The organism is Phycisphaeraceae bacterium, from assembly GCA_019636655.1.
Lineage (GTDB): Bacteria > Planctomycetota > Phycisphaerae > Phycisphaerales > UBA1924 > JAHBXB01.
Genome location: JAHBXB010000001.1, coordinates 779,257 through 795,279, shown reverse-complemented (window position 1 = coordinate 795,279; position 16,023 = coordinate 779,257). Strand labels below are relative to the sequence as shown.

General features: G+C 62.3%; 10 protein-coding genes. 5 read left to right on the top strand and 5 right to left on the bottom strand.

Translation table 11 applies throughout. The features are described from left to right. Positions 1–75 precede the first annotated feature (75 nt). Complete coding sequence (locus KF745_03455; protein ID MBX3357463.1) at positions 76–1,059, top strand: FAD-dependent thymidylate synthase; 984 nt, start codon at positions 76–78, stop codon at positions 1,057–1,059. A 253-nt stretch (positions 1,060–1,312) separates the two neighbouring features. On the opposite strand, the gene KF745_03450 is transcribed toward KF745_03455, so the two are convergent. Then, the gene (locus tag KF745_03450) at positions 1,313–1,813 is read right to left on the bottom strand and encodes a DinB family protein (protein MBX3357462.1); all 501 of its coding nucleotides are present in this window, start codon (positions 1,811–1,813) and stop codon (positions 1,313–1,315) included. Positions 1,814–2,091: 278 nt separating this feature from the next. Between KF745_03450 and KF745_03445 the strand changes: the two genes are divergently transcribed. Further along, positions 2,092–4,902, top strand: coding sequence for a serine/threonine-protein kinase (locus KF745_03445; GenBank protein MBX3357461.1), 2,811 nt, complete (start codon positions 2,092–2,094; stop codon positions 4,900–4,902). A 431-nt stretch (positions 4,903–5,333) separates the two neighbouring features. Beyond that, positions 5,334–5,993 (top strand): GNAT family N-acetyltransferase, encoded by a 660-nt coding sequence (locus KF745_03440; GenBank protein ID MBX3357460.1) that lies wholly within the window; start codon positions 5,334–5,336, stop codon positions 5,991–5,993. Here KF745_03440 and KF745_03435 read toward each other — a convergent pair. The 4 genes from KF745_03435 to KF745_03420 form a co-directional block, all read right to left on the bottom strand. Continuing rightward, positions 5,990–6,469 carry a GNAT family N-acetyltransferase gene (locus KF745_03435; GenBank protein ID MBX3357459.1) on the bottom strand — a complete coding sequence of 160 codons (480 nt, stop codon included), beginning with the start codon at positions 6,467–6,469 and terminating at the stop codon, positions 5,990–5,992. The genes KF745_03440 and KF745_03435 overlap by 4 nt on opposite strands. Positions 6,470–7,305: 836 nt before the next feature. Further along, positions 7,306–9,927, bottom strand: a complete 2,622-nt coding sequence (locus tag KF745_03430) for a polynucleotide kinase-phosphatase (GenBank protein ID MBX3357458.1) — start codon at positions 9,925–9,927, stop codon at positions 7,306–7,308. Next, on the bottom strand, positions 9,917–11,317 hold the full coding sequence (locus KF745_03425; GenBank protein MBX3357457.1) for a 3' terminal RNA ribose 2'-O-methyltransferase Hen1: 1,401 nt from the start codon (positions 11,315–11,317) through the stop codon (positions 9,917–9,919). The genes KF745_03430 and KF745_03425 overlap by 11 nt, the downstream gene beginning before the upstream one ends. 372 nt (positions 11,318–11,689) lie before the next feature. Continuing rightward, positions 11,690–12,154, bottom strand: a complete 465-nt coding sequence (locus tag KF745_03420; protein MBX3357456.1) for an OsmC family protein — start codon at positions 12,152–12,154, stop codon at positions 11,690–11,692. Between the two features lie 1,019 nt (positions 12,155–13,173). Between KF745_03420 and KF745_03415 the strand changes: the two genes are divergently transcribed. Further along, positions 13,174–14,598 (top strand): TolC family protein, encoded by a 1,425-nt coding sequence (locus KF745_03415; protein MBX3357455.1) that lies wholly within the window; start codon positions 13,174–13,176, stop codon positions 14,596–14,598. Positions 14,599–14,918: 320 nt separating this feature from the next. Further along, positions 14,919–16,019, top strand: a complete 1,101-nt coding sequence (locus tag KF745_03410) for an efflux RND transporter periplasmic adaptor subunit (protein MBX3357454.1) — start codon at positions 14,919–14,921, stop codon at positions 16,017–16,019. Positions 16,020–16,023 lie beyond the last annotated feature (4 nt).

The window sequence follows — 16,023 nt, the reverse complement described above, 5'->3', positions numbered from 1 at the left end:
CGCAGACCGTGTCGGTTGCTGTCGGTTGGCCGTTGTGGTACACACCCACCGGCGGGCGGCCTACAAGGACGGACCATGAGCCACAGTCTGGTTGAAGGGAAGCAACCGGTGCCACATCCTCAACTCCCCGGGACGCCCGCCGACGGCGTTGAGATCCGGGATATCCCCGCCGAAGGACCCCCGTTCATCGACGTCATGAACGGCGCCGCCCGCCGCGAGGTGAGAATCCACGAGCACGGGTTCGTCGCGCTGATCGACGCCATGCCCCGATTGGTCCCGCAGGGCCAGACCGCCGACGCGGCCATCGTCCAGGCCGCCCGCGTTTCCTACGGACAGGGCACTAAGAAGGTCTCCGAGGACCGCGGGCTGATCCGCTACCTCCTCCGCCACCGCCACACGACCCCCTTCGAGATGGTGGAGTTCAAGTTCCACATCGCGATGCCGATCTTCATCGCCCGCCAGTGGATCCGCCACCGAACAGCGAACGTTAACGAGTACTCGGCCAGGTATTCCATTCTCCCGGATCGCTTCTACCGGCCCTCCCTGGAGAACGTCCGCAAGCAGAGCCGCAGCAACCGCCAGGGCGGCGAGGAGAAGTTCGTCGTTTCCCCCGAGGCTCCCGCCGACGAGGTGCGCACCGCGGAGGAGTTCCTGACCTTCCTTGACGAATCCGAGGCGCTGTACCAGAAGTACCTCGGCCTCACCGAGAAGGGCGTGTCCCGCGAGATGGCCCGCATCGCCCTCCCCGTCAGCGTCTACACCGAGTGGTACTGGAAGTGCGACCTGCACAACATCCTCCGGTTCCTCTCGCTCCGGATGGATGCCCACGCGCAGTCCGAAATCCGCGAGTACGCCGGCGCCATGGCGGCGCTCATCAGCCCCATTGTCCCCATCACCATGGAGGCCTGGCGGGACTACGAGCTCGACAGCGTCCACCTCACCCGCCTCGAGATCGAAGCAATCCGCGGCCAGATGGCCGGTCGCGGCGGCGGCATCGCGACGGACAACAAGCGAGAAGCCGCCGAGTGGGACCAGAAGCGGGCCCGACTCGGCCTCTAGGCGCTAGGTTCAGAGAGTTTGGCCTTGGTCTACCGCTCCACCCGAGCGCAACAACAAGCGGAAGCTCTGTCATCCAAGGACTTCCGTTCGGATCGGGGTGGCAGTACACCAATAAAACCGCTCTTGGCGAGCGTTCGGGTGTGGATGATTGAACTCCGGCGTCTTTGCCATCTACTTCTCCAGCGTCCCATCTGTGGGTGAAATCAGCACACGTCGTCTTCATTGAAGAGATTCTCTTTTGTCACTCACCGTTTCACACCCGTTCCGCGATTCCGGCGGCGCGGCGCCATTGTCTAAGTTGGCCCAGGTGATGCGGAGGGTGCACCACAAGCAGCGTAATGGCGATGTGTCCGATGGTCGGCGAGTAGGGATGGAACTTCTCCGGCGAGGGTCTCGGGAAGTAGTCTGAGTGCCTCTCGGCGACGACCGCCGCAAGCCGCGAGTTCCGATCTCTGAACCGTTCAAGGAGTTCGAGCTTCGTCGCATAGGCAGCGCGGTCGGATACAGGCGTCGTGCCATACCCAAACCGCTCCATCTCGGTGTCGGCCGTCGGTACGCTCGGGTCATCGAGCATCGAGAGCAACACGCCCGCGTACGCGTTGAGATGCGAGAGCGTCCAGGCCGGGTGGTTGACGATCGAGCCTGGCTGCTTGGTCATGCGGGAGTCCGGAACGTCCTCGACGGCCTCGACGAGGAATCGCTGGACCATCGCGTGAATGTCCAGGATTGTGCCGATCGTGTCGCGCGTGCTCATGTGATGAATGCTACCGATAGAGGCGCCGGTTTCGTCATCGCCGAGCGGTACTGTGGTCACACCGAGAGCAACGCGCAAGGGCAAGAGTCAAAACTCTCAAGAAAACATGGCCTCGCAAGTCCTTGATTCGATGGGCTTTAGGGATGAGTCTGGGCGATAGGGCCCACTCGCATTCTCATGGACGCGTTGGGGTATGGGAGTCGCGGACCCGGCGTTTGGTGATCTCCGCAAGGGTTCAATCGGCACGGTGATCCCTCGGACCCGTACACTCGCCACCCATGCGCCCGGCAGCTATCGGCCCATTCAAGATCGAACGCGAACTCGGCCGTGGCGGCATGGGTGAGGTGCACCTCGCCCGCGACACGAGGCTGGATCGGCAGGTGGCGATCAAGGCTCTGCCGGCGCACCTCGCGCAAGACCCGGACCGCTTGGCCCGTTTCCAGCGTGAGGCCAAGGTTCTCGCCTCGCTGAACCATCCCGGCATTGGCGCGATCTATGGGCTGGAAGAGGCGAATGGGCACCAGTATCTGGTTCTGGAATACGTCGAGGGCGAAACGCTCGCTGACCGACTGGCGAAGGGACCGATTCCGGTCGATGAGTCGCTGCCGCTCGCCAAGCAGATCGCTGAGGCCTTGGAAGTCGCGCACGAGAAGGGCATCATCCACCGCGACCTCAAGCCCGGCAACGTGATGATCACGCCCGACGGCGTGGTGAAGGTGCTGGACTTCGGGCTTGCGCGGACGGAGGAGGGCACACCCTCGTCCTCTGCCACGCTCGCCAAGCCCGACTCGCCGACGGTGACCTCGCCCGCGCGAGTCCAGCATTCGCCGACGATCCCCGGCGCGATTATGGGCACTGCGGGCTACATGAGCCCCGAACAAGCACGCGGCAAGCCAGTCGACAAACGCTCCGACATCTTCTCCTTTGGCTGTGTGCTCTACGAAATGCTGACGGGCGCACAACCCTTCGCCGGCGAGACCGTAGCCGACGCGATCGGGGCGACGCTGCACAAGGAGTCGGACCCTCAGTTGCTTCCGACCAGCACGCCGCGCCGTGTCCGCGAACTGCTCACGAACTGCCTCGCCAAGGACAAGAGGAATCGCCTGCACGACATCGGTGATGCGCGGCTCGAACTCGATCGTGCCATCGGCGGGCGGGAGTGGTCTGCGGCCGCGGGATCGACGGCCTCGCCCCAAAGGTCGCGAACCGGGGCGGTCGGCGCGGCGTGCGTTCTCGTGGTGCTCGCCGGAGGAATCGGGTGGCTCGCGGCCAGCCGACTGACGCGAGCCGTGCCCGCTGCACCTCCACAGGTTTTTCACGTCTCGACGACGGTTCAAAGCAAGCCACCATTCCGCTCGCTGGTGGGCATCTCCCCGGACGCGAGCTTCGTGGTCTATGCCGCGTGGCCCGAACTCGACCCCGACAGCACCAAGCCCGAAGGGGTGCTGGTGGTGCGTCGCCTAGACCGCGACGAAACGAGCATTATCCAAGGCACAGAGGGAGCCAGGACCGCCGCGCTGTCACCGGACGGGCGATGGCTGGCGTTTTGCAGCGCCAAGGACCGTGCGGGCACCAAGTTCAGCCTGAAGAAGGTTGCAATCGACAATGGTCGATCTTCGGGCAAGCCCGAGACGATTTGTGATCTCACCCAGGGAAGACAGTTCCAACTGGGTTGGACATCGGACCGTGAAGTGGTCTTTGCGCCGGAGATGGGGACGACAATCTACGCCGTCGCCGCCTCCGGCGGCGAGCCACGGGTCATCCTCAGCGAAGAACGCTCCGAGGGCATTGAGGGCTGGGAGAGGTTTTCCCCGCTGGTTCCAGGTCGGTCCTTGCTGGTCACGCATGTCTCGATTGCGGGCGAGAAGATCAAGGTCAATACCGAAGTCATCGACCTCGCCACGGGAGCACGGAGGATGGTGCTCCCCGACGCCGGCACCGCACAACTCGTGACTGACACCCTGCAAGGGGGAAACCTGCTGGTGGCGCTCAGAGCCGACATGGCTGGCTTGGTCGCAGTGCGGTTTGATCTGGGCGAACTGCGCACACTCGGCGACCCCGTGAGAGCGTGGAGCGGCAACCCGGCCAGCGCGTTCAGCCTCTCGATTAGCGGTACGCTTGCCTTGTCGACGCAGCCCAGCGACTTGTCGGACCGGCGCCTGGCATGGCTCGACGACAAGGGCCAGCCCCAACCAATCCCCGGGCCGACGCGAGCCTTCTCGGAGATCTCGGTCTCTCCGGATGGCGGGCGCGTGCTGGCAAACCTGGAGGTGAGCAGCCCGGATGACCTGAGCTCCGAACTGTGGGTGCAGGACCTGACACGCCGAACGTCGACGCGAATCCCGATCCAGGGCTTTGCCATGGGCCTGATGTGGAGCCCAGACGGACAGCGGATCGTGCACGGCTCGTTCGCGAAAGACCAGTTCTCGATCCTGGAACGGCCGGCAAGCGGAGCGGGCGAGGCGGTCAAGATGTTCACAATGCCGCTCGCTGAACAGACGTTCCTGCAGCCCTCGGCGTGGTCACCCGATGGAAAACTCCTCGCGATTGTCCCGACGGATATGAAGATTAACCGGAGCGACGTGCTCATGCTGGAGCAAGAAGCGGGAAGCCAACAGTGGAAGGCCACACCCTACCTGAACTCCCCGGCTGACAAGCACGCCCTGCGGTTCTCCCCCGATGGCGAGTGGGTGTTGTTCTGTTCAGTGGAGTCCGGGCGTCACGAGCTGTACGTGCAACGCTTCACCGGTGCGGGATCGGGAGTGCGGGACGCCGCGGGCGGGCGCGTTCAGCTTTCAACGAGCGGGCATGATGGCGCTGCCTGGTGGAGCCCAGACGGCAAGGAGATCCGATTCATCGATGGCGACAAGCAGGTGATGAGCATGCAGATGCGGACCGAGCCCACGCTTTCCGCGTCGCTGCCAAAGACGCTGTACAGCATCAAGGAGTTGAAGACCAGGAACTTTTCGTGGTCGCACGACGGACGATTGATGGTGATCTTGGAAGGAGAGAACGAGCGGACGAACCGGATCGACTTGGTCGTGAACTTCATGGAAGAGATTCGAGCGAAACTGAGCACGGCAAAGTAGCCATCGAGTTTTCTGCAACCCGGCTCCAGCTGGGCATCAGTCAAACAAAAGACTCCGTAAGCCGAAGCTCACAGGCGCTCGTGTGCTAATCGGGGTGGCAGTACGCCAACAGGACTTTTCTTGGAGGGCGACAGTTTCGGGCCGAATACACCCGGAACCCAGCCGATCTGAGCCGTCCGTGGACTCGCAAAAAACGGGATACCCGGACTCCCGCTGACCTTTGGGCTTGGAGTGCGTTCGATTGGCCCGTTGATGCGCGGCGATTGCTTCGACAACTGGGTCATCTCGCCCACCGACGATACGCTTTGCAGCATCTTGGTATGAGTTGTATCTTATTGAGCCTCTGCGAGAGCCATGTCGCGAGGAGTACGGAGCGTCGGTGACGAAGCGACAACCGTTGGAGTCGATCAGTTCAGATCAGGACTGCAAGCATGACGCAGACGAACTCGGTCTCGTGGATCACTCCGATGACGCTCGATTGCCCTGGCTTGGTTCGCACAATTCGCTTGGTTCCACTGGAGGCCCATCACGCAGTCGATCTCTTCACGGTGGCTGACAAGGAGCTTTTCCGGCACAGCATGCAGGCGCCGCCGGAGTGGTCCGTTCGAGGCTTTGAGCTGGAATTGACGAAAGTCATCTCTCTTCCAGGCACCGTGGCGTTCGCGATCGTCTTGGCCTGCGATGACCGGGACAAGCGAGCGGGACAGGCGATCGGACGAACGACGTTCATGGACATCAAGCCAGAGCATCGGGGACTGGAGATCGGCCGGACGTGGATCGGACGCGCCTATCACGGCACGCGCGCTAATCCCGAGGCCAAGTATCTGATGCTGCGACATGCCTTTGAGTCACTTTCACCCACCGCAATCCGTGTGCAACTGACCACCAATGGCACGAATATGCACAGCCAGGCGGCCATTGCCAAGCTTGGAGCCGTGCGGGAAGGTGTTCTCAGAAAGGCCAGGATCATGCCGGCGGCCTTGGATCGAACGGAACCGGCGGTACGCGATTGGGTCCACTACAGCATCGTGGACGACGAATGGCTGGGGGTGAAGGCGCAACTCGAGAGACGGCTGAGCAGGATGGGCTAGCGCGGGCCCCAAAGACCGCGGCAATACACCCATCGCTCCACAAGCGATCCGTCCGGGCCGTGGGGATACGGAGGAAGCAGCGCATCCCGTTCCGGAGCGCGACGGAAGCCGGTCCGCTCGTAGAGCCGCTGCGCGGCGGTCATTCGCGGCTGCGTCCAAAGCACGAGCGATCGAGCGGCCAGCGGCGGCGCCGCGGATCGCCGAATGCACTCGGCGACCAACGCCTCACCAACGCCCCTCCCGCGGGCCGACCGATGCACGGCAAGCAGCCTGAACTCCGCCTCTTCATCCAGCGAGACCTGCTTGAGCGGGCTGTCGCGGTGGAGCAGGATCACGACGCCAACCGTACTCGTTCCTATCTTCGCACAAAGGACTGCCCCCGCGGGCTCAAGCTGCTCTTGACAAAAAAACGTGTTGGCGCGTTCCGCCGAGGTGAAACCCTCGCCGACATAGACTTCGGAAAGCAGTCGTGTCACAGCTGGCCAATCGTCGTGGGAACATGGTGTGATGGTGACGGATTCACTGATCGGGGTTCGTGCCTTCGCGTCAGGCATGGCTTCAGTATTCTCCACAACGTACTGGCCCCATCGACAGAGATTTGAATCAGTCCGGTAAACGGATTGCAGGTCGCGAGATCTGTTCTGTCTCTGTTCCTCGCCATCTGCTTGGCAGCGGGGCTAAGCGACGAACAAACTGATAGGCTTACGCGCTCGACGTAAATAGCCTTTCAAACCCAGAGTAGGGAGTGAGCGGGACGACCTCGAAGTGGATGAGATTGTGACGAACCAGCGGCAAAGACGCGAAGGCTTCTCTCGCACGCTCCGCGTCGGGGCATTCCAGAACAAGCACCGCGGTGTGAAGGTCCGGGCGGAAGTACGCTCGCGCACGATGCCGGAGAGGTAGAGTTCCCAGAGGGCCTTAGCTTCTTCCCTGAGGTGAGGGCGAAACGCCTCTGGCGAGGTGCCGGGTTCTTCGACCTCCAATGCGAGCAGCTTCACGGCGAGTGCTCCTCGAGCGGGTGAGATAGTGCGGTGGCCTGGTCGTGATTCTACTGAGTTGAATCGGGGTGACAGTACACCAATAGAGCTTTTCCTGGAGGGCGTTAGGCTCTGGGAGCCGAGGATATGCCGTTTGCTGATCGCCAAGGTGGTTTCGAAGAGTTGTGCGATAGTCGTAAGGCCGACAGGCACCGATGCACTCCTCACGGTGTCAGACCGTTTATCGACATTGCCGGTCTTCGCCGCCATTCTTCAACGGCCTGCTAGAAACGCGGGTTTTGCTCGCCGTGAAACCGTGAAAGCGGCAAGGGGCCTCACAGCCGCGGATCAACAGGTTCGCTCTCCATCGCGAGCACCGCGAATACACACTCGTGAACCCGTCGTAGAGGCTCCCGCCGCACAAACCGTTCGAGGGACTCTACTCCGAGCGAAAACTCCTTCATAGCGAGCGACCGCTTTGCCCCAAGCCCGCGCGATCGAAGGCGGTCGAGGTTGGTCGGCAGCGTGTACTCCGGCCCATAGATGATCCGCAGGTACTCCGGTCCCCGGACCTTGATCGCTGGCTGGAGCAGGCCACGGGGTCCTTTGGCGATGAACTCCAGCGGTTTGACCACCATGCCCTCACCCCCGCGAGACGTGAGGGCTGTCCACCAACTCGTGGCTTCATCCTCGCTCTCCTGGCTCGACAAGTCCACGATCCTGGAGGGTGTGGCGAGAAACACCGGATCTCCGGCGGCGGCGATGCGGGCGAGCGACTCCATGTGCCAGACATGGTCGCGGTCCATGTGAACCTTCCCCTCGCTCGCGAGAAGGTGGAATGGGGCGAGCCGAAGGTCGTCAACAGTGGTGACGTTCCAGCAATACTGCCGGTACGCGGCCGTGTACTTTCGGACTAGCTCCAGTCGCTCGCGATGGCGGTCAAGCAGCGACCTCACCTCCGGAAGCCGGGCCTGTGCCTGTTCGAGCGCGGCGACACTGCCTTGGAGGCCGGTCATGGCGGCAACGCCCACGGCGGCGTACTGCTCCCTAATCAGCGACTGAGCCTTGGCAGACCAAGGCATGAGCTCACAATCAAGGCACATCCAGTCTGTCTGGAGTTCATCCCACAGTCCTGACTGTGTGATCGAATTACGAAGGCGCCGCATGAGGGTTTGCTCGGTCAGGCGGTCGTTGAAGAATGGCCTGCCAGTGCGAGTGTAAATCAGGCCAAGCGTGTCTGCTGCCGCGTCAGCCCCCAACAGTTTCGACGTGGTCACAGGCGGGGCGACACCGAACCGCTTCCAGGCAACCTCGGGCTCGCGACAGACGATCGTCACCGCTCGCGATCCCATGTGTTTTTCTTCGCAGATCACGCGACCAACGCCGTTGGTTCGGAAATACTCGAATGCTTCCCGCGGATGCTCAAGCATCCCCGGTTCCCGACTGGTTTCGCACGGCGACATCGTGGGAGGCAAGTAGATGACCCATCGTGGATCGGCCGCAAAACGGCTCATGATCTCCAGGGCTGCTGCGGCGTTCTCCTGACGCACCGTGATGGTTCGCATCAACCGGGACTCGATATGCCGCTTGCCCGAGATGTCGTCAAGGTCGAGCACATCGTCGTGCTGCTGTTGCAGCGACAGCGGGGCAAGCTGCTCTTCGGGAAGGAAGGGTTTCTTCGACTCAGCGTACTTCGCGTGAGCCTGGACCCTGATGAACTTTCTCTCCGGCCAGCGAAGCGCCGTCAGTGATCCGCCGAACACGCATCCGGTGTCGATACACACGGTGTTGTTGAGCCACTCGGGCTCGGGCACGGGGGTGTGTCCGTACACCACGGCAGCCTTGCCCCGATACTCGCCGGCCCAGTTGTACCGAACGGGTAGGCCGAACTCGTCGGTTTCTCCGGTGGTCTCGCCGAAGAGGGCGAACTCTCGAACTGCCCCCGAGCCCCGTCCTTGCATGGACTCCTTCATTCCCGCGTGTGCCACCACAAGGCGACCGCCGTCGAGGACATAGTGGCTCACCAGATCGTCAATGAAAGTTGCAGCCTGCCTCCGAAACTCCTCGGACTCGGCCCCAAGTTGTGCCAGTGATTCCGCCAGCCCATGCGTGATCTGCACGTTCTTGCCACGCAGAGCTCGGAGCAACTTGATGTCGTGATTACCGGGTACGCACAGGGCCTTGCCCTCTTGAACCAGCTTCATCACCAGCCGAAGGACAGACGGTGTCTTGGGGCCGCGGTCGACCAGGTCCCCGACAAACACTAGCTTCCGCGACATGCCTGGCGGGCCGAGCAGATCACAAAGTCCCTCTGGATCGCCGGGGATCTGCGTCAGGCCGTACCCAAGTTTCATGAGCAGTTCGACCAGCTCGTCGTAACAGCCATGAACGTCACCGATGATATCGAACGGTCCGGATTCGTGCTTGAGGTTGTTCCAGAGTGGTTCGCGAACGAGCGTCGCGGCGTCGCAATCCTCTGGCGTGCTCACGAAGAATACATGACGGAACCCCTCACGTTCCAGCGTACGCATCCCCTGACGAAGGGCCATCTTCTGGTTGCGGATAACGTGAGGCCCGAAGCTGCGATCTGGTCGGATCGCGTTGCGATCGTGGCAGGTACGCTCGGGAGTATCGACCACGATGGCGACGGGGAGGCAATGAAACTCCCGCGCACACTGGACCAGCGGCTTGCGATCCTCGGCTCGGACATTCGTGGCATCGACCACTGTCAGCAGGCCCCGTGCGAGCCGCTTGCGAGCTACATAGTGGAGCACATCAAAGGCGTCGCCGGTGGCCTCTTGATTGTTGTCGTCGTCAGACACCCAGCCCCGGCAAGTGTCGGAGGAGAGGATCTCTGTCGGCCTGAATAGTCGGCGAGCGAGCGTGCTCTTTCCGGAGCCGGAGACGCCGATCATCACCACAAGGGAGAGTTCAGGAACCTTGATCTCAACGGCCACGGGTGAACACCCCCATCTGCGTAGGGGATCCAACATTCGGCTCTTCCGGACCGACTGGCCGTAGCTCCACCCCGTATCCGAAGCGAGCGCAGACCGCGCTTGCCCAAGTGCGGAATTGCTCACGCGTCCACTCGAAACGATGATCCCGATGGCGCATAGCCCCTGCGTCGAGGCTCTCCCACATCACGTTGTATTCGCTGTTGGGCGTGGTCACGATCACGACCCCGGGTTTGGCAAACTCGAACACGACACGTTCCATCGCCAACAACCGCGGCTCGTCCATGTGCTCGATCACTTCGCACAGCACAGCGGCATCGAATCCCTCCAGCCGCTTGTCTCGATACATCAGCGAGCCGTGGAAGAGTTCCACACGCTGGCGCACCAGCGGCGGAAGCTGCTCCAGCCTGAGACGGTCCGCGGCGATCTCCAGGGTTCGGTGGGAAACATCCATCCCGACGATCCTCTCGAAGGCCCGGTGCTTGAGCAGTTCGCGAACCAGCTTGCCTTCGCCGCACCCCAGGTCGATGACGCGTTTGGCTTCCTTGGCCTGGAGCACCGAGAGCACAGTGCCGTGCCGCTGTTGATGCAGGCTGAGCCGGCGCTCCGCCGCCTCCTCGCGGGGGTCATCTGGCGAATCGGCTTCGATTTCCTCGGGTCCTTCGCCGTCCTGTTCACGCAACTGCTTGATCGCGTCGTCCGCAAGATTGCGTCGGTACTTCAGGTACCTGGTGGCGATGAGATCTCGCTCCGGATGCCCCGCCAGCCACCCCTCACCGTGACGGAGGAGTTTGGCAACCTCGTCGTCGCCTACCCAATAGTGCTTCTCGTTGTCGAGAACAGGGACCAGTACGTACAGATGGCTTAGTAGGTCCGACAGCGTCTTCGTTGCATCGATTGTGACCGCGAATAGCGACGACGCTCCCCACTCTGGAACCTGCTCATCGAGGAGATGCGAGGTGACGGCCAAGCGATAACCCAGCGGCTCGAAGAGCCGCTTGAGCAAATCTTCGCCTCCGTGGCACGGAATCGATGCGATCCGAGCGGACAAGGGGATCGGCGTGGTCACCAGCTCCGGGCGGTCTTTGCAGTTCCCGGCCAAAGCGGTTCCGAATACTTGGGCGATGGCCACTGCGAGCATTGACGAAGCCACATAGGGACGATCGTTGACGTACTGGTCAAGCGTTCGCTCGCGACCTTTGCCTCGAACAAGCGCCACCGGGTCGACATCGATGAGAAGGGCTGCGACGCAGCGCTCGGCGGTCACTTCTGGGTAGAAGACGTGCGCATCGCCAAACGCCAGCTTGAAGGTCTGGACCCGGCCCGGATGCTTGTGAAGCAGGTAACCCAGGTCGCCGGCAGGGGTATGCGTCGTGGAGATCTCAAGCAGCATTGCACTGGAGGATACGAGACCGGAGCGGGCGTATCCCGCGCTGCAACCGCCGGGAGCACCCCCGATGGTGGCCGCAGCCGTCCAGCACCGAAACTGCTCTGTGCGCTGGGGTGGAGAGTTCAAATCCTCTCATGAGTCAGCCGATTTCAGGTGATTCTTCGCCCGTGCGGCGCAGGTATTTGAACCATCAGAACTGCGCTGCAACTCATGTCCCCACAACGAAAAAGCCCTCCGACACGCTCGTCGAAGGGCTTGATCTCTCGAAAAGTCGGGGTGACAGGACACCAATAGAACTTTTCTTGGAGAGCGTTAGCGAGTGGAGCCTGGCGATCTCCGCTGTGATGATCAAGAGTGCATGACAAAGACGGCCGCCTATTGGATCGGTTCGCACCTGACCTCGGTTTGCACAGAGTTGGCAATGAAGCACTGCTCGTGCGCCTCGTGGTGCAGGGTGATGAGGTCGTCCGCCGCGGGGAGTCTCTCGCCGCCGAACTCGACCGCGGGACGGAGCGTGACGAGCGTCATGGCCATTCTGCCGGCCGAGTTCCGGGCCATAACTCCGAGCGCCTCGTCACGGTAACTGTCGACCACAAATCCGCGCTTGGCAGCAATGGACAGAAACCAGAGCATGTGGCAACTGGACAGGCTGGCAATAAACGCCTCCTCCGGATCTACCGCCGCAACAGCCGACATGGGAACCGGAACAACTTGCGGTGAGGATGAGGCGGGCACTTCAATCCCGCCATCGAATCGCCAGAGGTGCTCACGGCTGTAGCGGTTATCTGTGAAGGCCGCACCGGCTCGTTTCCATTGAATGACGGCCGTGTACTCACCCATACCACCGGTGTATCACGCCATTGAATGCTGTGCAAGAACGTGCTGCCGAACAAGCGATCAGTCAAGCCCCAAAACGAGAACGCCCGCAGGGTGTTCGCCTGCGGGCGTTTAGATCGTCAATCGGGGTGACAGTACGCCAGTTGAACTTTTTGTGGCGGGGATAGGGGACTGGGAACCCGGAATCCGGGCTTTGCTCACCCGTGAAACCGTGAAAGGCAGATAGGGTGCAAAGCCCACAGGCACTGACGCCGCGCGTCACGGTGATTGACCCGTCTATCGACATTGCCGGATCGATCTGAACCTGCTCGTTGGGGGTAGAGGGTGAGGTTTGGAGCGGGAGAGGGGGCACGTCTCCCGCTTCATCAACGTAGTGGTCGGGCGCTGGCTGAACGCAAATGGCGGGTTGCCAAGCGTTGACCTAAGCTAGTGGGCAGTGCGAGCCATTTCCCCGTACATCTCCATGATGATGCTGGTGCTCCAGCTCATGACCGTGGGCCTATTGGGGCCGCGGATGGTTTGCACGGACGCGGACGGGACACAGAACTTGGAGTGGGCGGCGTTGTCCTGCTGCACGCTGGACACGGGGGGGTCTCAGAAACCCGCGGAGCACTGTCCGGGCTGCCACGGGTCTGAAGGATGCGACCAAGACCGGGCCGTGCCGACCGACCATGCGCAGCTTACTGATGGTGGCTGTGGCTGTGTGGACGTTCCGGCCGCGGACGATTCTGTGGTTCGGCTAGACGACTCGAAGCGGGTGAATGACCAGCTGGCAACGCACGTGTTCGTCGCGGTCTTAACGGTCGTTGCAGTCCTCCCGGACTTCGCCACCGACTTCCGGCCTTTGGCTTTTCTGCCGACATACCACGCTCCTCCGCGTGATCATATCGCGACGGTAATCCTGCGCATCTAGAACGGTGATGGTCCGCCGATCTGTCCCGCTGGACGGATTTGACGGTCACGCGTGCTGTCTGCCTTTGCAGCGGCGTCTACGTCACTCAGCATCTAGAACGAGAACTCCTTTGCGAAGCCCGATCATCCTCGGCCTGAGCCTCGCGGCCGTTGGCCTCCTCTCCGGTTGCGTCAGCTATAGCCCGCGGCCCCTGGACCCGCGCGCCGAACTTGCCGCGTTGAATAGTCACACGATCCCCGCGGCGACCAAAGTCGAAATGGGCGCGTCGGAAGCCGCAGACGGCTCGGATGTCTTTGACCCCACAGACGGCTTGAGCGACCGCGAACTCATGGCCGTCGCTGTTGTTCTCAGCCCGGATCTCCGGGCAGCGAGAGCCGGTATCGGCGAGTCAGAAGCATTACTCATCAAGGCCAAGACGCTGCCGAATCCAGAGATTGGTGTCGGATTCGGCCTCGGTATCGTCGGAACCAATGGGTTCAAGCTCGACACCGACCTGCTATTTGAGTTGCTCAAACCTGGTGAACGGTCGGCGCGGCAAGCTGTGGCGGCATCGCGGATCGAGCTCTCGCGCGCGGAGGTTCTCGCGAAGGAATACTCGCTCGCGGCCGATGTGCGACGCCTCGCTTTCGATGTCCTGGTCGCTGAGCAGGCCGTCGCTATCTTGGACTCGGAAGTCGCGTTGCGGCAGCAAGCATCGGACCTGCTTCGGCAAAGACGCGTCGTCGGCGAGGCCAACGACCTTGATGTGTCGGCTGTCGATCTGGAGTTGGTTGAAGTCCAGCGTGACCGGCGACTTGGCCTAGCAGAACTGGAACAGGCGAGGATTGCACTCAATAGAGCAATGGGACTTCCCCCTCCCACCACCGTGAGGCTTGAAGCGTCTGGAAAGCCGCTTGAGATTCCGCTGGTCGAGCTCCCCGATGACGACACCCTTGGTGAACGGCTCTTGACGAGCCGGCTCGACTTGAAGGCCCGGGAAGCACAATACCAGGTCGCGGAGGATGAGTTAATGCTCGCGGTGTCCCGGCAGTATGCGAAACTGAAAGCCGGCCCCCTCTACAGCCATGAGGGCGCGAGCGACAACTATGCCGGGGTGAGCGCATCGATCGAAGTCCCGATCTTCGACCGCAATCAGGGAGAGATCGCCGAAAGAACGGCGGCTCGCGATCACGTGCGGGCAGAGTACGTTGCGGAGCTTCACCGCTTGCGGTCAGAGGCCGCCTCCACCCTCGCGCGCGTTCGTGCATCGAAGGCAGAGATTGATATTCAGGACCGCGAAGTCATTCCGCTTCTGGAGCGGAATCAGACGCTCTTTCGCTCGGCGTTCCAGGCCCGCGAGCTAAACGTTCTCGACTGGGTAACGGCTCAGCAACGGTCGTTGCGAACACGTCGCGCGTATCTCGACACGCTCACGGCGTACCGGCGTGCGCTCCTTGACCTTGAAGCACTCAGCGGCTTTCCGGTCTGGCGGCTCATCGCGAAAGAACCAGAATCAGAGTCTCCAACACCTCTGCACAATGGGAGCAACCCATGAAACGAATCGCAACTCAGACCGCTCGGTCACTCCTGCATGGCCTTCCAACCGTTCTCACGCTCGGCCTCCTCGGGGTTGTGGCTGTGGTGGGCCACAGACTGCACTGGAAGATGCCGCCAGCGGCATCGCTGGTCTCCAGTGAGAAGCCCGCTCGTGCGGACTGGTGCATGGAGCACGGCGTGCCCGAATCGCAGTGCTTGATCTGCCGCGGGAAGGCGGCGGTCCCAGATAGCGAAGGGAGCTCTCCGACCCTCCAAGCGGGTTCTGCGGACGGGACGCCAGAGAAACCCCGGCCGGTGCAGTTCGCTACGCCCGAGTCCGTGAGCAAGGCCGGCATCGTTACGGCGAAAGCAGAGAGCCGCCCCATCGCTTCTGTCGTCACAGCAAACGCGGAGGTGGGCTACGACATGACCCGTTACGCGCAGGTCGGCTCACGTGCGGCCGGCAGCGTCACGATGGTGCGTGTCCAGGCGGGTGACAGGGTGAAAGCCGGCGACCTGCTGGCCTTGATCGACTCCGCAGCGGTCGGGACGGCCAAGACCGAGTACCTCCAAGCGGCGGCACAGGTTTCAGCTCGCGGGGTAGCAGTGGAGCGGCTTCGCACGTCCACGACGGCGGGTTTCCGCAACCAAGCGGACCTGGTAACCGCGGAGGCGGAATTGAAGGAAGCCGAGATTCGCCTCTTCAACACTCAGCAGACCCTCATCAACCTTGGATTCACGCCGCCGGCGCTCGCCGCCGGCGCCGTCTCGTCGGCGAAGGACCTTCGGCTGCTCGGCCTTCCGTCCGCGATCGTCGCGGACCTAGACGCTGACCGCACTACAGCAAACCTGCTTCCGATCGTGTCGCCGCTTGACGGCGTGGTGATCTCACGAGGCGTAGTCCCTGGTGAACTGGTCGAATCCGGCAAGGCACTCTTCGTCGTCGCCGACACGTCGCGGATGTGGGTGACGGCGTCGCTCGCGCCCCCGGACGCACGGCGCGTGGTCGTCGGACAGGAACTGACGTTCACGCCGGACGGCGTTGTTGATGAGACGGTGAGCGGTCGCGTGGTGTGGACAAGCACGGAGGTAGATGAGAAGACCCGAACCGTCCAGGTGCGTGCCGAGATTCCGAACGCGGATGGCCGCGTCCTGGCCCACACGTTCGGGCGTGCTCGTATTGCGGTCGCCCGAGCGGAAGCCGCGGTCGTAGTACCGAGCGAGGCGGTCCAATGGGATGGCACGTCCAACGTGGTCTTCGTGCGAGTGAACAGCACCGTCTTCGCCGCGAGAACTGTGTCGATCGGTGCTCAAGAGGATGGCCGTGTTGAGATTCGGTCGGGCCTTCGGTCCGGCGAGCAGATCGCCACGGCGGGCAGCTATGTCCTGGTCGCGCAACTCAACCATGAAAAGCTCGGGGCCGGCTGCACCGACGACTAAGCGA